Origin of the sequence: Mesorhizobium sp. ORS 3428, from assembly GCF_001854785.1 — a bacterium.
GTDB lineage: Bacteria > Pseudomonadota > Alphaproteobacteria > Rhizobiales > Rhizobiaceae > Mesorhizobium.
This window is the reverse complement of the sequence record NZ_MDFL01000068.1, coordinates 44,175-67,445: the sequence shown is the minus strand read 5'-3', so window position 1 is coordinate 67,445 and position 23,271 is coordinate 44,175. Positions and strand designations below refer to the sequence as shown.

Below are 23,271 nucleotides of genomic sequence, written 5' to 3'. Positions count from 1 at the left end.
TGTTGTTCGGAGGCCCTTCTTGCGCTATAAGTCATTCTGTTAAAGTAGTGACTTTATCATGGTATAATAGCCAACAGGATCGGAATGCCCGTCGGCACGACCAACAAGCTTGGCACTTTTCTTCGCGATCGCCGCATGCGCCTCGATCCCGCCGCCTTCGGCTTCGCCACGGGGCGGCGGCGCACGCAAGGCCTGCGCCGTGAAGAGGTGGCGCAGCGCGCCAATATCAGCCCGACCTGGTACACCTGGCTGGAGCAGGGGCGGGGCGGCGCGCCGTCTGCCGATGTGTTGAACCGCATCGCGACCGGGCTGATGCTGACCGAACCCGAACGCGAGCACCTGTTCATGCTGGGGCTCGGGCGGCCGCCGGAAGTCTGCTACAAAAACGTCGACAGCGTCACGCCACGCCTCCAGCGCGTCCTCGACGCGTTCGAACCAAGCCCGGCAATCATCAAGACCGCGACATGGGATGTGGTCGCTTGGAACCGTGCGGCGGCGGCGATGCTGACCGACTATTCCAAGCTGCCGCGCGAGCAGCGCAACATCCTGCGCCTGATGTTCGGCAACCCGCGCGTGCGCGACGCGCAGGACGATTGGGAGAGTGTCGCCCGCTTCGTGGTTGGCTCCTTCAGGGCCGATGCCGTTCGGGCCGGCGCCGGCGCGGAAATCACGGAACTCGTCGAGGAGCTTTCCCGGATCAGTCCGGAGTTCGCCTCGCTCTGGCGGGACAATGACGTCGTGCCGGCGCATGGCGAAGGTGTGAAGCGTTTGCGGCATCCCGAGATCGGGCTGATCGAGTTGGAGTTCTCCGTTTTCGCGGTCGATGGCCGTCCGGAACTCGGCATGATCGTCTACAATCCCGTCAGGCGCGCGGACGCCGAACGCATCCAATCGTTGATCGCGTCTCACACCGCGTAGTGGCGGTCCGCCATGGCCGGCGACCCGCCACAAGGAGCTGAAAGCGGTCGCCTCAGTAGCCGACGGTGAAGCGCTGCCTGATATGCTCGGGCTTCTCGATCTCATTGGTCATGGCAATGGCATAGTCCTCGAAGGAGATACTGCTGCCCTTGTCGGTCGAAAGCAGCGCCTCCTTGCCGAGCCGGAACTTGCCTGTACGTTCCCCCGCCACGAACAGGGCCGAAGGCGACAGGAAGGTCCAGTCGAGGTCGGCAACCGTCTTCAGCTCGCCCAGGAAATCGGCGCCCTTGAGCGCCTCCTCCTTGTAGATGGCGGGGAATTCCGGCGTGTCGACCAGGCGCTTGYCCGGCGCGACCTCGAGGCTGCCGGCGCCGCCGACGACGAGGTAGCGCTTGACGCCCGAAGCACGCACCGCCGCGATCAGCATGTCGGGATCGCTGGCCGTGAAATGCACCGAGCTGATCACGGCGTCATGCCCCTTGATCAGCGCCGCGAGGCCGTCCTTGTCGAAGACGTCGCCTTTCACCGCGGTCACACCCGGGAGCTGCGCGATCTTTTCGGGGTTGYGGGCGATGGCGGTGACGGCATGGCCGCGATCGGAGAGTTCCTTGAGAAGGCGCGAGCCGACATGGCCGGACGCGCCGATAAGGGCGATTTTCATGGTATTTCCTTCTGCTTGGGGAGGGGCGGGATCAGGCCGCCTGGAGATGGGCGACGAGATTGTCGTAGCTGCCGAAGAGCGCGTTCGAACCGATGAGCCGAGGCGCATCGTTGCGGATGACGGCGAGCGATGGGACGCCATTGGCGTTGAGCCTCTGGAAAAGGGCACGTCCGCGGCCGACGAGGTCGCGGGTGGCGGCGAGCAGGCTATCGGTCGGCRCCAAGACGAGCCTCGCAGCGTCCGTCATGCCGGCGTCGGCCAGCACCGCGGCGACGCCGCTCGGCGTGACGATGTCGYGGCCGTCGACATAGCGGGCATGCTGGATGGCCTTCAGCGCCGGCAGCCGCCGCTGATGATCCTCGAGGCCGGCCGCAGTGATGCCGAGAGTTGCGGCGCTGGAGTCGAGCAAAGTGCCGCGCACGTTCAGCACATTGTCGAGATAGGCCTGCGTGAAGCGCTGCCCGCTCAGCCGCTCGATGCGCTGGTCGTTGGCCCAGGCATGGGCGGCGAAGCCCGCATCCAGCGGCCAGGCGCCGGCGCCGGCGAAGAGCCCGGTCGGCAGCAGGGTGAGCCCGATGCCGTTCGCCGCAAGCTTGTCCAGCATCGGCGTGGCGCCGTAGCACCAGCCGCAAAGCGGGTCGAAAAGATAGGTCACGGTGGCATCGGTCATGGCCGTCTCGTCTAGGCAGCGTCGTCGCGGCTAGATGGCAATTCGGCCGGTTGCGAAAAACAGCGATCAATCATACAAACTGTCTGATCCAATCAGACAAAATCCGATGGCCGACCTTCTCAACCTCAACCGGCTTGTCTACTTCACCACCGTCGTGGAGACCGGATCCTTCACTGCCGCTGCCGACCGTCTCGATGTTGCCAAGGCCGTGGTCAGCCATCAGGTGGGCAAGCTGGAGGAGGAGCTGGGCGCGACGCTGCTGCGGCGGACGACGCGGCGCGTCACCGCGACGGAGGAGGGGCGTCTGTTCTACGACCGCGCGGCCATCATCCTGCGCGAGGCTGAAGCCGCCTATGGCGACATCTCGCAAAGTACAGGCAAGCCGACGGGAACCCTGCGCCTCACCACGTCGCTCGACTACGGCGCGAAAGTGGTGGCCCCGACCATCGCCGAATATCTCAGGAAATATCCGAAGATGAAGGTCGAGGCGATCTTCGACGATGCCATCAGCAATCTGGTCGACGAGCAGATCGACCTCGGCATCCGCATCGGCTGGCTCGCCGATTCCAGCAACCAGGCGCGGCGCCTGGGAACCTTGCAGCAGGTCGTCGTCGCGGCACCCAGGCTGGCGGCCAGCCTGCCGCAGAATGCAAGCCCCAGGCTGGCAAAATCGTTGCCATGGGTTGCCAACGCGCAACTGCGCGGCGTCGGCCAGTGGCAATTCTCGAAGGATGGCGAGACGGTCCTGACGGAACTCAATCCGATCGTCGTCTGCGACAAGACGCCGGCCGTGCAGGCCTGCGTACTCGCCGGCATCGGGCTCGGTATCTTTCCCGACTTTGCCGTCGAGGACGAAATCGCCGCGGGCCGCCTCGTCCGGGTATTCGCCGACTGGACCTTGCCCGCCGGCGGCATCCATGCCGTGTTTCCGCCGGCCCGCTACCGGCCGGCCAAGGTCCGCGCCTTCGTGGACCTCCTCGCGGCGGCAGAGAGGAAACGGGCGCGACGCTCCAGTCCAGCCTGACGTGATTCACCGCTTCAGCCGTCGGCCGCTTTTGCCGCGCCGGGTTCGGGCGACCGCCGTTTCCCCATTCGTTTTCGCGCGGGGTCGCCGCCGCTGTGAAGGCGGACATGATCGATGAACGCGCGAAGCTTCGGCAGGACCTGCCGTCTTTCGGGGTAGTAGAGAAAAGCCCCTGGCGAGGAGACAGCGAAGGGTGTCAGCAGTGCCTGCAAACGGCCGTCCGCAATCGATGCGCCGGCGAGCGGGCCAGGAACCTGTGCAAGTCCAAGGCCCTGGATCGCCGCCCCAAGAAGCGTGGGGTAGTCATGCGCGATGAGCGGCCCGGCGACGATTGCCTCGACCGTCTTGTTGCCGTCGGCAAAGCGCCAGGGGGCGACCGAGCCGTTCGAGCGGCGCATGCGCAGGCAGGCATGGCCGCGCAGGTCTTCGATGCGCTCCGGTCGCTTCCGCTGGCGCAGATAGTCGGGGCTGCCGGCGACCACGAGCGGGAAGGGCGGGGTCAGCCGCACGGCCACCATGTCGGCGGCGACGAGCTCGCCGAGCCGGATGCCGGCATCGAAGCCTCCGGTCGCGAGGTCGACTAGCTCGCCGCTTGCAACGATCTCCAGCTCGATCTCAGGATAGGCTTGGCAGAAGGATGCGATAAGCGGCTCGAGCAGGATCGGCATCACCGCCGGCGGCACCGAGAGGCGCAGCAATCCGGTTGGGCGCTTGCCGAATTCGCGCGCGACGTCGCTTGCGGCGATCAGCTCCTCGAAAGCCGGTCCGGCGCGCGACAGGAAACGCTCGCCGGCCTCGGTGAGGCCGACGCTGCGCGTCGTGCGGATGAAGAGTGCGGCCCCGATGCGCGCCTCGAGCGCCCGCACCGCCTGGCTGATCGCCGACGGCGTGACGGCGAGCTCCGCCGCCGCCTTGCGGAAGTTGCGGTGCCTGGCGACGCTTAGGAACGCCTCGACGCCATCGAGCGCGCCATGCCTGACTGTGAAGTTCTGCTTCATAGCCCATCGACATTATCGCGGATAGTTGCTGGCCGAAAGCTGTCTTATCTCTGCTGCTGCAAGCCTGGAGGAATGGCAATGACAGATAATCTCGATCGTGTGCGCGATCACTACCGCGCGACCGGCCTGGYCGAACGCTTGAAGACGGCCCTGGCAGTTTTCGGCCCGGATGAACCGCGGCTAAAACCCGAGCAATTGGCAGCCCTCGACCAGTTCCACACGCGCGGCCTCGCGGCGACCGCGGAACTCGCCGGTCTGGCCGGCATCACGGCCGAGATGGTGGTGCTCGACGTCGGATCGGGCGTCGGCGGGCCGGCGCGCTTTCTCGCCGCGACCTATGGCTGCGACGTYGTGGGCATCGACCTCAGCGAGCCCTTCGTCGAGGCTGCGCAATATCTGACCGGACGGACGGGGCAGAGCGCGAAGGTGTCGTTCACGGCCGGCAGCGCGCTGGCGCTTCCCTTCGACGACGGCCGTTTCGACGTCGTGCTGCTGCAGCATGTGGCGATGAACATTGCCGACAGGCCGCTGCTCTACCGCGAAATAAGGCGCGTGCTGAAGCCGGGTGGAAAATTCGCGACCTTCGATGTGGTGCTGAACGGCGGCGATCCGCACTATCCGGTTCCATGGGCGAAGACGCCCGGAGAAAGCTTCCTGCTGTCGGCGGCAGCGACGCGCGAGGCGATCGAGGCTGCAGGATTCGCCACCCTTGTCCAGCAGGACGACACTGTGGCCGCCAAATCCTGGTTCGCCGAGCTCCGGGCGTCCGGACCGCCCCCGTCGCTGAACCTCGGCGTCGTCATGGGATCTGGCTTCGTGGACCTTGCCTCCAATCTCGGACGCAATCTCATGGAAGGCCGGCTGGGCGTCCTGACAGCCGTGTTCGAGGCCCTTCCAGCCAACTAAGCAATTCCAGGAAAAGTGTGCAGCGGTTTTCCGTCCGGAATTGCGTAAGTAAATAGAGCAATTCCAGGAAAAGTGTGCAGCGGTTTTCCGTCCGGAATTGCGCAAGCAAATAGTGAGCGAGGAGACGAAAAATGTCACCGGCGGCGATCTTCAACATCCATCTCGTGCTGGGCTATGTCCCGTGGCTGCTTTGCTTCGGCGCCTATATCTGGCCAAGGCTCAGGCTCATGGATCGCGTCGAGGCGCAGCGCGCGATCGCCGCGCTGCACAGCTTCCGCTTCTTCGGGCTGGTCTTCCTGCTGCCGGGCGTTGTCGGTCCGAACCTGCCCGCAGGCTTTGCTGCCTTCGCCGCCTATGGCGACTTCGCTACCGGGCTGCTGGCCATGCTGGCGCTGCTTACTGTGCGGAGACCCTCAGTCTTCTGGCCCTCGGTCGTCGCGTTCAATCTGGTCGGCATCGTCGACCTTGTCGTCGACTATTACCACGGCACCGTGCTCGATCTTCCCGATCTGGCGGGACAGTTGGGAGCAACCTACGCGATCCCGATCGTCTATGTGCCCTTGCTGATGATCACGCACGTTGCCGCCTTCTATCTGCTGGCGCGGCCTCTGCCACAGGCCACGCCGGGCACCGGCGATGAGGGAAGAGGTGGCGCCCTCAGTTCCCGCGGCTCTCCGTCATCCGCTCGATGATCTCGGCCGCCGGCGCGAGATCAAATCCGCCGGCGTCTCTTGCTCAGGTCAGCGGCGCCGGCGCCGTGCGCGGCTCACCTTCCCACAGGATCAGACTCGCGGCGCCGACCAGGCCGGCGCGGTCGCCGAGCTCGGCCGGCACGATCGGAACTTCGCGATAGGCTGGCATGGCGCGCTCCTCGACCGTCGCCCTGATGCCCGGCGCCAGAAGGTCGAACCCTTTGGCCAGGCCGCCGCCCATCACGATCAGGTCCGGCGAATAGAGATGCAGGAGATTGGTGAAGCCGATGCCCAGCCATCGCGCTTCCGCCTCGACGAGTTCGTGCGCGGTCACATCGCCGGCGCGCGCGGCCTCGACGACGTGCCGAGCCGAGACGTCGCCGCCCTTCGAAAGGCACCTGAGCAGCGAGCCGTCGCCTGGCGCGGTGAGCTGCGTCGCCCGGCGCCCGAGCGCGGTACCGGAGGCGACCGCCTCGAAGCAGCCGATATTGCCGCAAAAGCAGCGGTCGCCTTCGCCGGTGATTGTCATGTGGCCGATCTCAGCCGCGAGACCGCGCCTGCCGTGGTAGAGGCGACCGTCGGCAACCACGCCGCCGCCGATGCCGGTCGACACGGTGACGAAGACCAGCGAGTCGGTGCGCCGCCCGGCGCCGAAGCGCCATTCGCCGAGCGCCGCCGCATTGCCATCGTTCTCCAGCCGCACCGGCAGGCCGAACTGCCGGCTGAGGATGTCCATCAGCGGCACATTGTGCCAGCCGGCAAGTGTCGGCGGTGCTATCACGATGCCCGCCTTGGGGTCGAGCGGGCCCGGCGCGCATGCGCCGAGGCCGATGACCTTTGCCTGCGGGTGCTCATTGAGCAGCCTCTCCGCCAGCGCGATGATCTGGCGGATCACCGCTTTCGATCCGGCGCCCGCCATCGTGGGCTCCGAGACACGGGCGATGACCTCGCCGCTGCGCTCGACCAGCGCGCCGCGCAGCTCCGTGCCGCCGAGATCGAAGGCAAGCGCAAGCGTGCTCATCAGCCGGCGGCCTTCAGTCCGTGCAGCCAGGCCATGCGCTGCGCGAGGTCCGGATCGCCGAACGCGAGCGAGCCCAGCACCACAGTGTCGGCGCCGGCGGCGCGCAGCAGCGGCACTGTGTCGTGGCGGATACCACCATCGGCGGCAAGCAGGATGTCGGCCTCGCGGCCGGCTTGCCTCATCAGTGCACGCGCCTCGATCAGCCGCGGACAGGCCTGATCCGACAGGCTCTGCCCTTTGACGCCGATCGAGGTGCCGAGAAGCGTCACGAAGGCGACCTCCGGCAGGAAAGGAACGATGGCGGAGACGGGCGTTTCCAGCCGCAGCACGACGCCGGCCTCGGCGCCGAGCTCATGCGCCAGCCTTACGGCGCGCAGGCCCGCCTCGCCGTTCTCGGCATGGATGGTGACGAGATCGGCGCCGGCCTCGATGAACTGGCGCGTCTGCGCCTCGACGATTTCCGCCTCGACCATCAGATGCACATGGATGGCCTTCGCCGTCAGCCTGGCGATGCGCGCCACCATGTCGGGAAAGAACAGGAAGCCGGGCGTGAAGCGGGCATCCGCCACGTCGATATGATGCAGATCGGCATGCGCTTCGATGCGCCTCAGGTCGCGCTCCATATTGGCGAGATCCGCCGACCACAGCGAGAACTCGCCGATCAGCCGATCGCGCGGAAGCGCCGCGATGGCGGCGGGGCCGGATAGGGGTTTGCCGGTCATGAGAAAATGCGGCTCCGGACTTTCGAGTGGGTTTGCAGGAAGGCGGCGATTTGCGCGTGCAACTCGCTGAAATGCCTGGCGCTGTCGCGCGCCTTGGGCGTGATCTCGGCGAGGGTCGCGTTTGGCATCGCGGCGGCAAGCGCGTGGGCGGCCGACAGTAGGTGCACGGCATCCACCGCGTTGCCGACGACAAGCGCCGGAATGTCGAGCGCGGCCACGTCGCGTTCGGAAACGCCGGGGCCGTCGCCGGCGATGTCGGCAAGCACCTGCGCGAAGGCCTTGGAGTCCGGCCGGTCGAAATAGCCGAGCAGCGAGGAGAGATTGTCTGGCGCCTCGCGATTGAGCCTCGTGGCGGTTTCCGATTGCGCGAAGATCGTCCGCGCCTTGTCGGCTCCATGTTCGAGGATCAACTCGGCGACCTCGGCGATCGGCTGCATGTTCTGCGGCGCGGCGGAAAACGTCCAGGCCGGCCGCACCAGGATGAGGCCGGCGACGCGTCGCGGATGACGGCAGGCGAGGCTGAGCGCAATCGCCGCGCCCATCGAGACGCCGCCGGCGATGAAGCGGTCGAGGCCGGCCTGGTCGGCGGCGGCAAGAACATCGTCGGCGAACATCTCGAACGAGAACGGCCGCCGCTCGCCGAACCCGGAGCCGCCGTGCCCGCGGCATTCCAGCGTGATGCGGCGGAAGCCGGTGGGAAAAGTCTGCGCGGCCTGCGCCTCGCCGCCACCCAGCCCGTGCTGGAAGACGACCGCCGGGCCTTCGCCCGTGTCGGTCACACGGAGCGTGGCGCCGTCGCGGCGCAGCGTGCCCATCACAGCAGCCCCTTGAGGAATCGGGCTACGCCCGGCGCTTCCGCGGCAGAGAGACCGTGCGTGATCAGCGGTCCGTCGAAGCCGGTGGCCTTCAGCCGGACGATGAAGTCGGCGAAGTCGACCACGCCTTGTCCGGCCGTGGCGAAACGCCCGTCGGCGAAACGGTCCTTGGTATGCGCCAGGGAGACGTGGCCCGCCGTGCGTTCGACCGCCTCGGCGACGATAGCGCGCGCTTCATCGGCGCTCGCCTGTTCGAAGAGATTGGCCGGGTCGAGCACGATGCGCAGCCGCTTCGAGCCCATCTCGGAAATTAGCCGCACGGCATCGTCGGCCGAGGTGACGATGTTGGCCTGCTCCGGCTCGATGCCGAGATCGATGCCGTGGCGTTCGGCGAGCAGCACGGCTTTCTCCATCTCGCGCGCCATGTCGGCCCAGGCCGAAGGATCGGCATTGTCGGKATGGTGCACCCACTGGTCCTCGGCGTTGCGCGTTCCGGTGCAGAGCGTCACGAGCGGGATCGATAGCCTGGCTGCCGTTTCGATGATGACCGCCAGTCGCCGCACCCCGTCGTCGCGCACCCGGCTGTCCGGATGCGCCATGTTGTAGGTGCCCGACAGCGCGATGAGACCGATGCCGGTAGCCTTGGCGGCTGCGTCGATGGCGCGGATTGCTTCGTCCGGAACGCTGTCCGGCATCGACGGCAGGCCGGCGCAGGCGAGGTTGAACTGGGTGACCGCGAAGCCGGCGTCGCGAACGGCAGCTAAGACGCCGGCCGGGTCGCTGCCTGGAAAAGTCTTGGCGAACACCCCGACCTGCATCAGACCGCTCCGCTGACGCCGGCAAGCTCGACGCGCTCGCCGCTCTCGACCGAGCGCGCGATCGCCACCATGGCGCGGATCGAGGCGAGCCCGTCCTCGACATTGGCGCCGCGCTGCGGCGCGCCGTTGAGCACCGTGTCGGCGAGACCTTCCAACTGGCGGCGGAAGAAGTGGCCGTCGGCGCCGAGCGGCCTGCGCGAGGTCGCTTCCTTCTCGTGGAAGATGTCGACCTCGCTCGCGCGGAAATACCAGGGATTGAAGGTCTTCGCGATCACCGAGCCGTTCTCGCCATAGAGCTGGAAGCCCTCGTGCCAGTCCATGCGCACCGCAACCGTCAGGTCGAGATGGCCGAGCGCGCCGTTGGCGAACTCGGTCTCGACGAACCAGCAATAGGCGCCGAAGCGCTCGTTGAGACGGGCGCGTACGGCAGTGATCTCGCCACAGAGGAAGCGCGCCGTGTCGACCAGATGCGAGCCATGCGCCAGCATGAAATACTGCCGCAAATCCGCCTTCGGATTGCCGCTCGGCTTCCTCGCCAGCTTGCTGGTGATGGGCAGCGGCTGCACCGCGTCGGTATTGGTGTAGCGATGGGTGGAATCGCAGTACCAGGCCTTCAGCGCCAGGATCTCGCCGATCTCGTCGCGGACGAAATCGCGTGCCGCTTCCAGTGCCGGATCGAAACGCTTCATGTGCCCGACCTGCAGCACCTTGCCGGAACGCTTGACCGCTTCCGCGAGCGTCYCGCCCTCCTCGACCGAGACGCCGATCGGCTTCTCGCACAGCACATGCTTGCCGGCTTTAAGCGCCTTGATCGACATCGGCACGTGATAGGCGTCCGATGTGGCGACGATCACCGCCTCGAGGTCGCGGTCGGCGAGCATCTCGTCATAGTCGGCATACATCTTTTCGGGCTCGTAGGTCACGCCCATGCGAGCGAGCAGATCGGGCGCCGCATCGCAGATCGCGTAGAGGTCGGCGTTGCTCGCCTTCACGCAGGATTCCAGATGCGCGAACTGCGCGATCGGCCCGCAGCCCAGCACACCCACACGAAGGCGACGGTCTTGCTTGCGGATCATCGTCTCAGGCTCCGTGGCTGCCCATGATCTGGCGGCCTCCAATGTTGCGACTGCGTTTTCATATGCTCTAGATGAATTTTACGCGCATCATGACTTATGCCGGGCAGCGGATCCTGAAACCTGTCCGTTGCGCCTTTGGTGGATGCTTCGGTCATCGGTGACTGAAGTCTAGGCCGACTGGCGCATCACCAGCGTTGCGTCGAGGCTGACTTTCGGCGCGACGGCCGCGCCGTCCTCGTCAAGCAGGCAAARCAGCGTCTCGACGCTGCGTCCCGCCATCGCCGCGAAATCCTGCGCCATGGTGGTGAGCGCCGGGCAGGTGTAGCGGCTGAGCGGATGGTCGTCATGGGCGGCCACCCGCAGGTCGCAATCCGCCTTGCGGCCGACCTTCAGACCTTTCGCGAAGGCGGCCGCCATCACGCCGAAGGCGAGACGGTCGTTGGCGCACAGGATGGTCTTGCCCGGCAGGCCGCCATTGCCCAGCATCTTCTCAGTCTGCTCGTAGCCGATGYGCTCGAAATCCCAAGTGTAGTCGTCGGTGTTGCCGAAGACGACCGGCTCCTGGCCAAGCCGGCGCATGGCATTGATGTAGCTGTCCACGCGCTCGCGCGAATTGTGGTTGACATGGGGTGTGTCGAAATAAACCGGAGCCTCGCCCGAGCGGCAAAGATAATCGACGATGGTCGACATGCTCTGCACATTGTTGTTGCCGACGAAAGGCGTGTCGCCTTCGAGATAGGTGTCGAAATAGACGATCGGGATCGCCTGCGTCAGCTTCTCGATCGCCCGCTGATCCGAGCGCCGGCCGAGCGGGGCGATGAGCGCGCCCGAGACCTTCAGCGACAGGATGGTCCGTGTCGCCTCCGCTTCGAGTTCGCTCGACCCGTGCGAGGAAATGACGATCGGCCAATAGCCTTCATCGCGCAGCCTGAGCTCGATGCGGCTGACCATCTCCGAATAGAAGGGATCGGTCACCGTCGGCACCACGATGCCGATGCTGCGGGTTCGCTTGCGGTTGAGATTGCGGGCGAAGAGATTGGGCTGGTAGTCGGACGAGCGCAGCGCATCCTCGATGCGCTTTCGCGTTGCCRGTTTGACGCTGGCCGGATCGTCGAAATATTTCGACAGCGTCGGCCGCGAGACGCCGCAGGCGCGGGCGAAATCCTCCATCGTCTTGTGCGTCATCGGCGTCCAAATCCTCGCGACATGGATATCCGGTGCTGGTCCATGCGCCCCCCCCCGGCGCTACATAGGGCGCGCCGGCGCGCGACTGCAAGTTGAAACTTTACAGGAAGCTCTGAAAATTTCAACGCGTTGAGATAAATTATTGCATGCGTAAATTTGTTAATTGACGTGAAAAAGCGCAAGCCGTATTCAGTTTTCAAGGAATACGCCGTGCAAGGCGAATGCTGGGAGGACATGATGAAGAAGCTGGTCTCAGCCGGCGAGATCCTCGTCGAGATCATGGCTGAGCGCATCGGCCAGAGCTTTCTCGAGCCGGGGCCGCTCATCGGGCCTTTCCCGTCCGGCGCGCCGGCGATCTTCATCGGCCAGGCGGCGGCGCTCGGCCAGCCCGCGGGCCTTGTCGGCGCCGTCGGCAAGGACGATTTCGGCCGGCTGAACATCGAGAGGCTGCGCGCGCTCGGCGCCGATGTTTCGGCAATCGCCGTGCATGAAGGCCATGCCACAGGCACGGCCTTCGTCACCTACCGGGCCGATGCTTCGAGGCATTTCGTCTTCAACATCCGCAACAGCGCCGCCGGCCTGCTGGAGATGAACGATGCGGCAAAGCGGCTTTTGCACGGCGCCGACCATGTCCATGTCATGGGCTCCTCGCTGTTTTCTGACCGCGCCACCGAAGTCGCGCTCGCCGCGGTCGCGGCCGTGAAGGCCAGGGGCGGAACAGTCTCCTTCGACCCCAATATCCGGCGCGAGATCATGCAGGCTTCCGGCATGCGTGAATCGCTCGACAAGGTGCTGGCGCAGACAGATGTCTTCCTGCCCAGCGGAAACGAGCTGTTCCTGTTTTCCTCGGCGAGCGACGAACAGGGCGCGGTGGGTGAGCTGCTGGCGCGCGGCATCTCCTCAATCGTCCTGAAGAAAGGCGCCGACGGCGCCGCCTATCACGACCGGCGGGGCACGGTCGCCATGCCCGGCTTTGCCGTCAAGGAAGTCGACCCGACCGGCGCCGGCGACTGCTTCGGCGCCGCTTTCGTTTCCTTCTGGCTGCGCGGCGCCGCGCCCGCCGATGCGCTGCGCATCGCCAATGCCTGCGGCGCGCTTGCGGTCACCGCCAAGGGGCCGATGGAAGGCATCCATCGGCTCGCCGATGTCGAGGCCTTCATCGCCGAGGCGGGGGCGCACGCATGACCGGCGCGACGGCAAGATTTGCCGGGATCGCCAGCCGGCGCGCTGCGGGCGGGAAGGGCGGCATCGCCTCGATCTGCTCGGCGCATCCGCTGGTGATCGAAGCGACGCTCCGCCACGGCGCAACTTATGGCGCCGATGTGCTGATCGAGGCGACCTGCAACCAGGTCAACCATGAGGGCGGCTATACCGGCATGACGCCGGCCGCCTTCCGCGCCTTCGTCGAGACGCATGCGATAAGCGCCGGCTTTCCACTCGAGCAACTGATCCTTGGCGGGGACCATCTGGGACCTAATCCGTGGAAGCATCTGCCCGGGGCCCAGGCGATGCAGAAGGCGGCCGCCATGATCGACGCCTATGCCGCGGCCGGCTTTACCAAGCTTCATCTCGACACCAGCATGGCCTGCGCCGACGACCCGGTGCCGCTCGCCGACGAGACCATAGCCGCGCGCGCGGCCGAGCTTGCAGCGATTGCCGAGGCCGCGGTCGTGCGTACGGCCGGCCCGAAACCGGTCTACATCATCGGCACCGAAGTGCCGGTTCCCGGCGGTGCGCTGGAAGCGCTCGACCATATGCATCTGACCGAGCCTGCCGATGCGCTCCGCACCGTCGAAGTCCACCGTCAGGCCTTCTCCCGCCTCGGCCTCGATGCCGCCTTTGCTCGTGCCGTCGGCGTCGTCGTCCAGCCCGGTGTCGAATTCGGCAATGCCGACATCATCGCCTACGCGCCTCAGAAGGCGGCGAAGCTGGTGGAGGTGCTGGAGCGCATGCCGCAATTCGTCTTCGAGRCGCATTCGACCGACTACCAGCCGGCTGAAGCGCTCGCCAGGCTCGTGCGTGACGGCTTCGCCATCCTCAAGGTCGGCCCGTGGCTCACCTTCGCGCTGCGCGAGGCGCTCTACGGCCTCAGTCACATCGGCGACCAGTTGGTGCCCGATCCGTCGCGCGAAAGCCTGCCCGCCACGATGGAACGCGTCATGCAGGCGTCACCCGGCAACTGGCTGAAATACTATCCGGGCACGCCTGGCGAGCAGCGCCTGCAGCGGCATTTCTCCTTCAGCGACCGCATCCGCTACTACTGGCCGTCGCCCGACGCGCAGCATGCGGTGGAAGCGTTGCTGGGGGCGCTCGGCGATCGGGAGATCCCGCGCCCGCTGATCAGCCAGTATCTCGGCCATCTCGATGCGGAGGTCGGCGCCGGCGGCATCAGGCCGACCGCGCATGAGCTTCTGATCGGCAGCGTCACCCGCGTCCTCGACATCTATCGCGTCGCCACGAACCCATAAGCGGCGCAAAGCGCATCCCTTCGAGATGATTTTCTAAAATCTTCTCGGTCGCGTTCCGTTCCCGCCCTTTCAGTCGTCCTTGGTGTGTCCGAAACAGAAGGAGCACCGCAATGGCCCGGATGGTCGTTATCTACCCGCCACCGAAGGACGTCGAAACGTTTGACCGGCACTACTTCGAAATCCACGTGCCTCTGGCCAAGAAGATTCCAGGTCTGAGGAAATACGAGGTGAGCGACGGTCCCATCGCGACGCCGGTCGGAACGTCCAAGATTCATCGGATCGGAACGCTGTATTTCGACGACCTCGCGGCGATTGAAAAGGCGTTCGCAAGCCCGGAGGGGCAGGCGGCTGGAGCGGATCGCCGAATTTATGCGCCTGACGACTCGGGCGTGCAAATGTTCCTTTTCGACAGCAAGGAAGTTTGAGCCCAGCTTCCTTGTCCGATTCCGTCGACCGGTCAGGATCAGAGATTGCGACCGTCGACGGTTTTAGTACACCGGCGTCGCCATGTGCTTGGGCGTCGGCCATTCCGCTGTGATGTCCGGCTGCACCGGCCGTTCGAGATAGGTCGACAGCACCACATAGCTGCGCGTCGAGACCACGCCCGGCGTTTCGTAGAGCCGCGACAGCAGGCCTTCGAGCGCCCGCGTGTCCTCGGTGCGCACCTTGAGCAGCATGCAGCTGTCGCCGGCGACCGAGTGGATCTCCTCGACTTCAGGGCATTCCGAGATCGCCATCAGCTCCGGCGTCTTGCCCCAGCCCCTGGTGTCGATATGCACGAAGGCGAGCAGCGGCTTCTTCACCGCTTTCGGGTCGATGATCGCCGACGCGGCGCGGATGGCGCCGCTGCGCCTCAGCCGCTTCACCCGTTCATGCGCCGCCGGCGGCGACAGGCCGACGCGGTCGCCGAGCTCGGCATAGCTGATGGTCGCGTCGTCGACGAGCACGCCTAATATTTTTCGGTCGATCGGGTCGAGATCGCGGGTCGGCTGCCTGTTCCGCTGAATGTCATCTTTTTCTGCGTCCATATGGAATTTCTCCATTGATGCTGAATTTAATTCGGCCATTATGGAGAAATGTCGAACAGTGATCAATCAGCAATTCTGGCTGCCACATCGCGCGCGCCGATCCCGGCGGCGGCCTATCTGCTCACCGGCTGCATCGCCGTCATCGGCTCCAACTCGCTCGTGCTCGGACCGATCGCGCCGGCGGTGGCCGCATCGTTTGGGGCGAGCGTCCCGGCGGTGATGACGGCGGCCGCGGCCTTCGGCCTCGGCACTTCGGCCAGCGCGCTCTTCCTTGCCCGCTACATCGACAGGATCGGCGCGCGCCGCATGCTGCAGGGCGCCTTGCTTTTGCTTGCGCTGGCGCTGGTCGCCAGCGCGCTCGCGCCGACGGTGACGACGCTGATCACGGCCCAGCTTGCTGCAGGCATCGCCGCGGGCGTGGCCATGCCGGCGATCTATGCGAGCTCGGCGGCGATCGCGCCGCCCGGCCGCGAGAGCGGCACGATCGGCGTCGTGCTGACCGGCTGGACTCTCTCCATGGTCGCAGGCGTCTCGCTGTCGGCCGTGCTTGCCGATCTCATCCATTGGCGCGCCGTCTTCGCCGCTGTTGCGCTTCTCGCCGCAACCGCCGTCGCCGGCCTGTCGGTCAGCTCGCTGCGCGACGCCAGGAAGGGCGGTCCGGCGCCGTCGCCGCTCGGCGCTCTCGCTGTGCCGGGCATCATGCCGCTGCTGATCGCCTGTGGCGCCTTCATGACCGCCTTCTACGGGGTCTACGGCTATCTTGGCGACCACCTCYACAAGGATCTCGGCGAACCCGTCAGCGCCAACGGCCTGGCAGCAATCGCCTACGGCCTCGGCTTCGGCGCGGCGGCATTGCTTGACGGCATCATCGATCGCCTTGGCGCGCGTCGCGTCATGCCCTTCGCCTATCTGCTGGTCRCCGCCGTCTATGTCGCAATGGCCTTGGCCAGCGGCGGCTTCGGCCTGCTCATGGCGACGGTGGCCGTATGGGGCCTTGCCAATCATTTCGGGCTCAACGTTCTGGTCATGCGCCTGACCGCGCTCGACCCCGCGCGCCGCGGCACCATCATGGGCCTGAACAGCGCCGTCACCTATCTCGCCGTCACCGTCGGCACCGCCGGCTTCGGTCCGCTTTATACGGGCCTCGGCTTCGCCAACTGCGCGCTGGTCGCCGCCTTGCTGATGCTGGTGGCAGCGTCGGCCGCGGCATGGCGCTCGGGTGGTGCACGGCAATAGGCTTGCGTCTRCATTCGCTCCTTGGCTAAGGCTGGCTTCCGAACCGCACGGGAGCCACGATGAAGACGACGCTCGAGATCACCGCCGAGCCCTTGCCGCAGGATCTCGCCCGCGTCGGCGAAGGCTTGACCGCTTTCAACGACAGCGATGTCGGCGCCTCGGGCCGCAAGACACTCGCCGTCCTCGTGCGCGACGATGCCGGCGTGATCGTCGCCGGCATATCCGGCTACACCGCCTGGGGCTGGCTCTACGTGCAATGGCTCTGGGTCGACGAGAAGCTGCGCGGCCGGCGCATCGCCGCCAGCATGCTGGACGCCGCCGAGCGGGAAGCGGTGGCGCGTGGCTGCCACGGCGCCTGGATCGACACCTTCAATCCGATCGCCGCCAGGGTCTATCAGCGCCAGGGCTACCGGCCCTTCGGCACGCTGGCTGATTTTCCCGCCGGCCGCAGCCGCATTTTTCTGCAGAAGAAGCTGTCTTCTTGATCAGCCGGCTAGCTTTCCGCCGCGCATCGGCTGCGGCACGCCGGTGGTGCTGGGAAAGCTGATCGGCAGGCCGCGCAGCACCCGCACGGCGAGGAAAGCAAAACACTCCGCTTCCACCGCGTCGCCCTTCCAGCCGAGCGTTTCGGCTTGCACTACCTCGACGCCGGCGCGGCTCTCAAGCATCGCCATCATCGTCGGGTTGCGGCGGCCGCCGCCGCTGACTGCGAGCCGCTTCGGCCGGTGCGGCAACAGGTCGAGCGCCTTGCCGACAGCCGCGACGGTGAAGGCCGTCAGCGTCGCTGCGCCGTCCTCCGCACCGAGCCCGTCCGCCATTGCGGCGGTGAAATCGAAGCGGTCGAGTGATTTCGGATAAGGCTTGGTGAGATAGGGATGCTGAAGCAGCCGCTCGAGCCTCGCCTCGTCGACCGTGCCGGCCGCCGCCAGCCTGCCGTCGCGGTCCATCTCGCCCAGACCCTTCGACTTGACGAAATCGTTGACCGGCGCGTTGGCCGGCCCGGTGTCGAAGGCGACAATCAGGTCCTTGCCGTCCCACCAGGTGATGTTGGCGACGCCGCCGAGATTGAGCACGGCGGTGTCGCCGCTGGGGTCCGCCTCCTTGAGCAGCGCCGCATGATAGGCGGCGGCTAAAGGCGCGCCTTGCCCGCCGGCGGCCACATCGGCCGAGCGGAAATCATAGGCGACCTTGGTGCCGAGCAGAGCGGCCATCAATTCCCCGTCGCCGAGCTGGCGGGTCCGGCCGATCCGCCCCGGCTGCGGGGCGCGGTGCAGCACGGTCTGGCCGTGGAAGCCGACAACGCCGATATCGGCCATGGTCATCCCCTGGCTTTCGACCAGATTCTTGACCGCGGCCGACTGCGCGCGCGTCAGCGCCTCCTCGGCCTCGCGGAAGATCGCCGGCTCCTGCCCCTCGAAATTCCACGCCCTCGCCTGGCGCAGCGTTTCCTCGAGGAGCGTGCGGATCGATTGCGGATAGGGGGCGAGCGTATAGGTCCCGAAATCGGCGATGCGCTCGCCATCGGTCTTGATCAGCGCCACGTCGATATTGCCGTCAAGCACCGTGCCGGTCATCAGGCCGACGGCCCAGATTGGTTCCATGGTCGCTCCTCGAATCGCCGTTGGACCACRTGTCGGACGGATCGGTCCGGCAGGCAAGCCTTCGCTTCTGGATTTGAATTGCTTCCAAATGTCGGCGCCGCCCCTCACCTGCCTGCCGGCATCCTCTCCCCGTATAGTGACGGGGAAAGGGGCGCTCTCATCGATGGTTTCGCCAATCTCAAGCGTTGCAAGAGAGGTGCCGAGCGCGCGGCCAGTCCCCTTCTCCCCGTCACTATACGGGGAGAAGGCCCCGGCAGGGGGATGAGGGGCAGCGCCGACATCGACGACCTGTCGTTTGTCCGAGGCGATTGCCCTAGTCCTGATGGGCTTGCTGCACGTGCCGGCTGCTTTTTGCGCCGAACGATGAAAATCGAGCAAAGCCGTTCTTGCCACTTGCCGCATAAGGCGCGAGCTTGTGCGATCATCGGCAGCGGYCGAAGAACACGTCGGGAGGAAACGACATGGCAGCGAATGTCGCGGTGATCGCAGGCGCGGGGCAGGGCCTCAGCGCTTCGCTGGCGCGGCTCCTTAGCAAGGAGGGCTACAGCGTTGTTCTTGCCGCCCGCAATGTCGACAAGCTGGCCGCGCTGGTGCAGGAGACGGGCGCGCAGGCAGTGGAGACCGATGTGTCGGATGCTGCCTCCGTCGCGCGGCTGTTCGAGACGGCGGACAAGGCCGGCCCGCTCGAAATTGCCGTCTTCAATGCCAGCGGCCGCACGCGCGGCCCGATTGCCGGGCTCGATCCAGAGGCGGTCAAGCAGGCCCTCCTCGTCGGCGCCTATGGCGGCTTCCTCGTCGGCCAGCAGGCTGCCCGCCGACTCATGGCCCGCGGCTCCGGCTCGATCCTGTTCACCGGCGCCACCGCGAGCCTCAAGGGCTTTTCCGGTTCGGCCGGCTTCGCCATGCCGAAATTCGGGCTTCGCGGCCTGGCTCAGTCCTTGGCGCGCGAACTCGGCCCGAAGAACATCCATGTCGCGCATTTCATCATCGACGGCCAGATCGAGCCGCGCGGAGAAGCCGCCGATCCCGATCGCCCGGATCGTCGCCTCTCGCCCGACGCGATCGCCGAGACTTACCTCGCGGTCCATCGCCAGCATCGCAGCGCCTGGAGCTTCGAAGTCGAGCTCAGGCCATGGGTCGAGACGTTCTGACGAACCGAGCCCGGCTGCGCGATCAGCGGACGCCGGGCGGCTTGATAGATTAGTGGAACGGCACGTTCAGCGGCGTCGCGTTGCTTTGTCTACTAGTAATATTTAAAGCCTTAAAAGACACGTTTGTTTAACCTCGCCGTGCATACTGCGAGTTGCTCAGATTTGTTGTCCGCCTCTCTTTCACGAATCGAGAATGCGCATGTCGCTTACACGTCGCACGTTGCTTACGGCCGGAAGCGTCGGGTTGGTGCTCGCGCAGGCACAGGCGGCGACCGCTCAGGCTGAGAACTGGCCAACTCCCATCACGAGCGACAACAAGCTGCGCATCGCCATGCCGGCGTTTGCCTCCGATCCGTTCTTTCCGGCCGATGGGTCGGGCGACAAGGGCATAGACATGGAACTGGCCCGCGGTATCGCCGCGGAGCTCGCCGTCGAGCCGGTGTTCGACCGATCTGCCGTAACCTTCGACGGCATGGTGAAGCTGCTGATGTCCGGTCAGGCGGACCTGGCGATCGGCAAGCTCAGCCGCACCCTCCGGCGCGGTCGCTCGATCCTCTATTCCCGGCCCTACGCCATGCTGCACCAGGGGCTGCTCGCCAACCGCCTCAACCTGGCGCGTATCACGCAAGGCAAGCCGCCCGAGCAATTCATCCGCGACTTTTCGGGCGATCTCGGCGTGATCGAAGGTTCTTCATTCGCCACCTATGCGGCCACGACCTTCCCGCACGCGCAGCTCCATCGCTTCGCGGGCTGGGACATGGTCGTCGATGCGATCCGGAACGGCACGATCGACATGGCCTATCGCGACGATTTCGAGATCAAGAAGCTGATGGTCGACGATCCGTCGATGACGGTCGTCGCGCGCTCGATCACGCTGACGGACAAGGTCGATACCATCGCGATCGGCGTCCGGCCGGACAATCCGCATCTTGCGGCCTTTGTCGATCTCTATCTCGATCTCGCCCGCGGCCAGCAGGTTCTCAGCACCGACGAGATCATCGCCCGCTATCGCCTGAGGAGCAAAGCCTGACGATGACCGTCGCCGACGTAGCCGCACCCATGCCGTTCGATTGGCGCCTTGCGGCAAAGCGCATCTTGCGCTCGCCCTTGACGACGCTCGCGATGATCGCGGCGGGGATTCTTTGCGGTCTCTATTATCCAGGCTTCTCCCATGCGATCAGCCCGGTCGCGCAGGTCTATCTGAATTTCCTCAAGATGGTCGTCCTGCCCTATCTGGTCTCGTCGGTCATCTTCTCCATCACCGCGATGGTCCAGGACCCGAAATCGGTTCGCTACCTGGGCAAGGTCGCGATCGCGGTGCTGGTCGTATCCTTCCTCGCCGTGCTGGTCAGCGGCACCTATTCGCTGGTCTTCCAGCCCGGCCAGATCGAGAACCCGCAGTCGCGCATCGAGCTCGGCGAGTTCATCAATTCCCAGGGCAGCGTTTCCACCGATCTCGAATTCCCGTTCCAGCCGCCGCCAGCCGCAGGCGCCAGCGGCGAGCATTCGATCCTCCTCGACCTTGTGCCGAACAACGTCTTCAACGCGCTGGCCTCGGGCCAGACCATCCAGGTCCTGCTGTTCTGTCTGCTCTTCGGCCTTGCGATGGGCAAGATTCCTCAGCCATCGTCGATGAGCCTGTCCCAAACGCTCAACGCGGTCTACCGGGCCTGCACGGTACTCACCAACTGGTTCGTCTGGGGACTGCCTTTCGCAACCTTCATCCTCATCGCCGACCAGACCGCCTCGACCGGAACCAGGCCGCTCATGCTGATGGGCGGTTTCCTGCTGGTGATGGGCCTGTCCTGCCTTACGTTCCTCGCCGGCGCGTTTGCCGTCATCGCCGTCCGGTCGCGGCGAAGCTACTGGACCACGATCAAAACCTGCCAGCCCCTCTTGATGGTGGCCATCACCACGCGCTCCACCGTCGCCTCGCTTCCATGGGTCATCAATCTTTTGACCGAGCGCATGCGGTTCAACCTGGTGGTCGTCGAGCTGCTGGTGCCGCTGCAGGCGGCATTGCTGCGCACGGGCCCGGCGCTGCTCTATACCTCGGGTTCCCTGTTCATCGCGCAGCTCTACGGCCGCCCGCTGGCAATCCCGGACTTCCTGCTTGTCGGCGTCGTCTCGGCGCTTCTTGCGCTCACGACAAGCGGCATGACCGGCCTGCTCATCCTGTCGCAGATGTCTATCGTGTGCGGCTACCTGAAGCTTCCCTTCGAGGCGGCGTTCGCCCTGTTCGTCGCGGTCGATGCGGCCGTGGATACGTTCATGACGCTGTCCAGCGTCTGCACCGTCGCGGCCAGCACCGCAATGATCGCGCCGAGCCACAGGGAGGCGGCGGCTGTTGAAGCCGTCTCGGCACTGCCTGAAGCCGAGCCCGTCCGATGATCGATCACAGCATCCGCCCCGAGCTTGGCATCATAGGCGGCCTCGGACCGCTTGCATCGGCGGACTTCTATTTCAAGCTGACGCGGATGACCAAGGCGCTTCGGGATAATGAACATCTGCCCGCCGTCATCCTCAGCGTGCCGCAGCTGCCCGACAGGACTGAAGCGATCCTGGCCGGCCATGACGGACCGCTGGCGCCATTGCAGGCCGCGGTCTCGACGCTCAATGCGCTCGGCGTCGCCTGTATTGCGATGCCGTGCAACACCGCCCATCATTGGTACGACGAGCTGGCGGCGAACTCGCGGGCGCAGATCATCCACATCGGCGATGCCGTGGTGGCGGAAATCCGTCGCAGCGTGGATCGGGGCAGAGTTGCGAACCTGGCAACCCGGGGCACGCTGGTCTCCGGCTTCTATCAAAAAAGGATATCGGCGGCGGAGTTTGACCTCTGCCTTCCCGCGCATCCGGAATTTCAGGAGCGGGTCGACAATGCGATCGCCCTCGTCAAGGCCGGTTCGATCGCCGAGGCGGCGGCCGAGACCGAGCGCGCGCTTCATCTCGCGCAATTGGCGGGCGCCGATGCCGCCGTACTCGGCTGCACCGAACTCTCGGTAGTGGCCGCCAGCCTTGGCGATACGAACGGGTTGGTTGTCATTGACAGCAACGCGGCCTTGGCGCGAGCCTGTCTGGTACGATTGGGCTATGGTGTGCAGGRGCCGAGAGGCCTGCCGAGCGTGTCGAGGCTGCCGGGACAGGATCGGTTGGCCTGGCGCGTCGCGCAGCGGGCCTCGTAAGCCCTGCCGGTTCGACCTCCGCCAGGACTTCTGTTCGCCGGCGGCCAGCATTCTCCAAGTCCTAAAATCTTTGAGAGAATATTTTCCGCCTTCCGCCTGAGAGGAAAAGCGCTCCTTTGTCCAATCGGGCAGCATTGGCGATGCTGATATCAAGGCCTCGCATTCCGCCAGGCCGAAAAATGATTTCAGGATCGCCAGGAACGCATCATGTCCGAACGCGGCAACGCTTCAAAATCTCTCGCAACGTCACTCACCAGGCGCACCGGACTTGGCGTGCTTCTCGCCGCGACATTTGCCGTTGTCGGGCTCGCCCCTGCGTCACCTTCTTTCGCTGAGGACAAGAAGGCGATCAAGGTCGGCATCATCAGCGGCGAGGACGAGGACGTCTGGCGCGTGGTCACCGCCGAGGCGGCAAAGAAGGGCCTGACGATCGAGACCGTCGTCTTCAACGACTACACCCAGCCCAACGAGGCGCTCGAGCGCGGCGAGATCGACGCCAACGCCTTCCAGCACAAGCCCTATCTCGACAACCAGATCAAGACGCAAGGCTATCACATCGTGCCGGTCGGCTACACCGGCGTCTGGCCGATCGGCCTCTATTCGAAGAAGCACGCCAAGGTCGCCGACCTGCCGGAAGGCGCCGTCATCGGCGTGCCGAACGATCCCTCCAACGAGGGCCGGGYGCTGCATGTCCTGGAGCATGAGGGCCTGGTCAAGCTGAAGGACGGCACCGGCATTCTGGCCACGACCGCCGATATCGCCGAGAGCCCCAAGAAGGTCGAGATCAAGGAGCTCGACGCCGGCATCGTCGGCCGTTCGGTCGACGATCTCGACGCTGCCGTTGTCAACACTGACTGGGCGTTGAAGAGCGRCTTGACGCCGGAAAACCGCATCGCRCAGGAGCCGGTGGCCGATAACCCCTATCGCAACTTCATCGCGGTCAAGGCCGGTAACGAGAATGAACCCTGGGTCAAGACCCTGGTCGCCTCCTACCAGAACGACACGGTCAAGGCCGAGTTCGACAAGGTCTACAAGGGCACCGGGATCAGCGCCTATTGATCGGGGCCTGGCCGGCAGGAACGGGCGGTCCGCCATT

The 23,271-nt window shown here is 65.6% G+C and carries 25 protein-coding genes; 14 read left to right on the top strand and 11 right to left on the bottom strand.

The window, feature by feature from the left end; all coding sequences use genetic code 11:
- Window positions 1-84 precede the first annotated feature (84 nt).
- Window positions 85-918, top strand: a complete 834-nt coding sequence (locus ORS3428_RS08035; protein WP_071096242.1) for a helix-turn-helix transcriptional regulator — start codon at window positions 85-87, stop codon at window positions 916-918.
- A 52-nt stretch (window positions 919-970) separates the two neighbouring features.
- On the opposite strand, the gene ORS3428_RS08030 is transcribed toward ORS3428_RS08035, so the two are convergent.
- On the bottom strand, window positions 971-1,579 hold the full coding sequence (locus ORS3428_RS08030) for an NAD(P)-dependent oxidoreductase (protein WP_071096240.1): 609 nt from the start codon (window positions 1,577-1,579) through the stop codon (window positions 971-973).
- A gap of 31 nt (window positions 1,580-1,610) precedes the next feature.
- Window positions 1,611-2,249 (bottom strand): DsbA family protein, encoded by a 639-nt coding sequence (locus ORS3428_RS08025; RefSeq protein WP_071096237.1) that lies wholly within the window; start codon window positions 2,247-2,249, stop codon window positions 1,611-1,613.
- 106 nt (window positions 2,250-2,355) lie between these two features.
- On the opposite strand from ORS3428_RS08025, the gene ORS3428_RS08020 reads away from it, so the two are divergent.
- Window positions 2,356-3,273 (top strand): LysR family transcriptional regulator, encoded by a 918-nt coding sequence (locus tag ORS3428_RS08020; protein ID WP_071096235.1) that lies wholly within the window; start codon window positions 2,356-2,358, stop codon window positions 3,271-3,273.
- Window positions 3,274-3,287: 14 nt separating this feature from the next.
- On the opposite strand, the gene ORS3428_RS08015 is transcribed toward ORS3428_RS08020, so the two are convergent.
- Window positions 3,288-4,271, bottom strand: coding sequence for a LysR family transcriptional regulator (locus ORS3428_RS08015; protein ID WP_071096233.1), 984 nt, complete (start codon window positions 4,269-4,271; stop codon window positions 3,288-3,290).
- Window positions 4,272-4,349: 78 nt separating this feature from the next.
- Between ORS3428_RS08015 and ORS3428_RS08010 the strand changes: the two genes are divergently transcribed.
- Together ORS3428_RS08010 and ORS3428_RS08005 are read left to right on the top strand one after the other, a co-directional pair.
- Window positions 4,350-5,177, top strand: coding sequence for a class I SAM-dependent methyltransferase (locus ORS3428_RS08010; RefSeq protein ID WP_071096231.1), 828 nt, complete (start codon window positions 4,350-4,352; stop codon window positions 5,175-5,177).
- A 131-nt stretch (window positions 5,178-5,308) separates the two neighbouring features.
- Complete coding sequence (locus tag ORS3428_RS08005; protein WP_244507889.1) at window positions 5,309-5,869, top strand: hypothetical protein; 561 nt, start codon at window positions 5,309-5,311, stop codon at window positions 5,867-5,869.
- Between the two features lie 43 nt (window positions 5,870-5,912).
- Here the strand turns inward: ORS3428_RS08005 and ORS3428_RS08000 are convergent, their stop codons facing one another.
- From ORS3428_RS08000 to ORS3428_RS07975, 6 genes are all read right to left on the bottom strand, one after another.
- Window positions 5,913-6,890: an ROK family protein gene (locus ORS3428_RS08000; protein ID WP_071096229.1), complete on the bottom strand. Its 978-nt coding sequence runs from the start codon at window positions 6,888-6,890 to the stop codon at window positions 5,913-5,915.
- Entirely contained in the window at window positions 6,890-7,612 is a 723-nt protein-coding gene (locus tag ORS3428_RS07995; protein ID WP_071096227.1) for a ribulose-phosphate 3-epimerase, read from the bottom strand. Before ORS3428_RS07995 ends, ORS3428_RS08000 begins: the two co-directional genes overlap by 1 nt.
- A complete protein-coding gene (locus ORS3428_RS07990; RefSeq protein ID WP_071096226.1) occupies window positions 7,609-8,427 on the bottom strand; it encodes an alpha/beta fold hydrolase in 819 nt (272 codons plus the stop codon). Before ORS3428_RS07990 ends, ORS3428_RS07995 begins: the two co-directional genes overlap by 4 nt.
- Window positions 8,427-9,245: a sugar phosphate isomerase/epimerase family protein gene (locus tag ORS3428_RS07985; RefSeq protein WP_071096224.1), complete on the bottom strand. Its 819-nt coding sequence runs from the start codon at window positions 9,243-9,245 to the stop codon at window positions 8,427-8,429. The genes ORS3428_RS07990 and ORS3428_RS07985 overlap by 1 nt, the downstream gene beginning before the upstream one ends.
- On the bottom strand, window positions 9,245-10,321 hold the full coding sequence (locus tag ORS3428_RS07980; protein WP_071096222.1) for a Gfo/Idh/MocA family protein: 1,077 nt from the start codon (window positions 10,319-10,321) through the stop codon (window positions 9,245-9,247). The genes ORS3428_RS07985 and ORS3428_RS07980 overlap by 1 nt, the downstream gene beginning before the upstream one ends.
- A gap of 168 nt (window positions 10,322-10,489) precedes the next feature.
- Entirely contained in the window at window positions 10,490-11,506 is a 1,017-nt protein-coding gene (locus tag ORS3428_RS07975) for a LacI family DNA-binding transcriptional regulator (protein ID WP_071096220.1), read from the bottom strand.
- A 237-nt stretch (window positions 11,507-11,743) separates the two neighbouring features.
- On the opposite strand from ORS3428_RS07975, the gene ORS3428_RS07970 reads away from it, so the two are divergent.
- The 3 genes from ORS3428_RS07970 to ORS3428_RS07960 all read left to right on the top strand — a co-directional run bounded on the left by ORS3428_RS07970 (window position 11,744) and on the right by ORS3428_RS07960 (window position 14,399).
- Window positions 11,744-12,691 carry a sugar kinase gene (locus ORS3428_RS07970; RefSeq protein ID WP_071096359.1) on the top strand — a complete coding sequence of 316 codons (948 nt, stop codon included), beginning with the start codon at window positions 11,744-11,746 and terminating at the stop codon, window positions 12,689-12,691.
- A complete protein-coding gene (locus ORS3428_RS07965; protein ID WP_071096218.1) occupies window positions 12,688-13,974 on the top strand; it encodes a D-tagatose-bisphosphate aldolase, class II, non-catalytic subunit in 1,287 nt (428 codons plus the stop codon). Before ORS3428_RS07970 ends, ORS3428_RS07965 begins: the two co-directional genes overlap by 4 nt.
- Before the next feature lie 110 nt (window positions 13,975-14,084).
- Window positions 14,085-14,399 (top strand): EthD family reductase, encoded by a 315-nt coding sequence (locus ORS3428_RS07960; RefSeq protein ID WP_071096215.1) that lies wholly within the window; start codon window positions 14,085-14,087, stop codon window positions 14,397-14,399.
- Window positions 14,400-14,462: 63 nt separating this feature from the next.
- On the opposite strand, the gene ORS3428_RS07955 is transcribed toward ORS3428_RS07960, so the two are convergent.
- Window positions 14,463-15,002 (bottom strand): Lrp/AsnC family transcriptional regulator, encoded by a 540-nt coding sequence (locus ORS3428_RS07955; protein ID WP_071096357.1) that lies wholly within the window; start codon window positions 15,000-15,002, stop codon window positions 14,463-14,465.
- Window positions 15,003-15,050: 48 nt separating this feature from the next.
- Here ORS3428_RS07955 and ORS3428_RS07950 point away from each other — a divergent pair, with 48 nt between their 5' ends.
- Window positions 15,051-16,238 carry an MFS transporter gene (locus ORS3428_RS07950; RefSeq protein ID WP_071096213.1) on the top strand — a complete coding sequence of 396 codons (1,188 nt, stop codon included), beginning with the start codon at window positions 15,051-15,053 and terminating at the stop codon, window positions 16,236-16,238.
- A 59-nt stretch (window positions 16,239-16,297) separates the two neighbouring features.
- A complete protein-coding gene (locus tag ORS3428_RS07945; RefSeq protein ID WP_071096211.1) occupies window positions 16,298-16,723 on the top strand; it encodes a GNAT family N-acetyltransferase in 426 nt (141 codons plus the stop codon).
- On the opposite strand, the gene ORS3428_RS07940 is transcribed toward ORS3428_RS07945, so the two are convergent.
- The gene (locus tag ORS3428_RS07940) at window positions 16,724-17,839 is read right to left on the bottom strand and encodes an anhydro-N-acetylmuramic acid kinase (protein WP_071096208.1); all 1,116 of its coding nucleotides are present in this window, start codon (window positions 17,837-17,839) and stop codon (window positions 16,724-16,726) included.
- Window positions 17,840-18,300: 461 nt separating this feature from the next.
- On the opposite strand from ORS3428_RS07940, the gene ORS3428_RS07935 reads away from it, so the two are divergent.
- The 5 genes from ORS3428_RS07935 (at window position 18,301) to ORS3428_RS07915 (ending at window position 23,234) form a co-directional block, all read left to right on the top strand.
- Window positions 18,301-18,990, top strand: coding sequence for an SDR family NAD(P)-dependent oxidoreductase (locus ORS3428_RS07935; RefSeq protein ID WP_071096206.1), 690 nt, complete (start codon window positions 18,301-18,303; stop codon window positions 18,988-18,990).
- A 199-nt stretch (window positions 18,991-19,189) separates the two neighbouring features.
- Complete coding sequence (locus ORS3428_RS07930) at window positions 19,190-20,020, top strand: substrate-binding periplasmic protein (protein ID WP_071096355.1); 831 nt, start codon at window positions 19,190-19,192, stop codon at window positions 20,018-20,020.
- A gap of 2 nt (window positions 20,021-20,022) precedes the next feature.
- The gene (locus ORS3428_RS07925; RefSeq protein ID WP_071096204.1) at window positions 20,023-21,381 is read left to right on the top strand and encodes a dicarboxylate/amino acid:cation symporter; all 1,359 of its coding nucleotides are present in this window, start codon (window positions 20,023-20,025) and stop codon (window positions 21,379-21,381) included.
- Window positions 21,378-22,175 carry an aspartate/glutamate racemase family protein gene (locus ORS3428_RS07920; protein ID WP_071096202.1) on the top strand — a complete coding sequence of 266 codons (798 nt, stop codon included), beginning with the start codon at window positions 21,378-21,380 and terminating at the stop codon, window positions 22,173-22,175. Before ORS3428_RS07925 ends, ORS3428_RS07920 begins: the two co-directional genes overlap by 4 nt.
- Before the next feature lie 207 nt (window positions 22,176-22,382).
- Window positions 22,383-23,234, top strand: coding sequence for a MetQ/NlpA family lipoprotein (locus tag ORS3428_RS07915; protein WP_071096200.1), 852 nt, complete (start codon window positions 22,383-22,385; stop codon window positions 23,232-23,234).
- Window positions 23,235-23,271 lie beyond the last annotated feature (37 nt).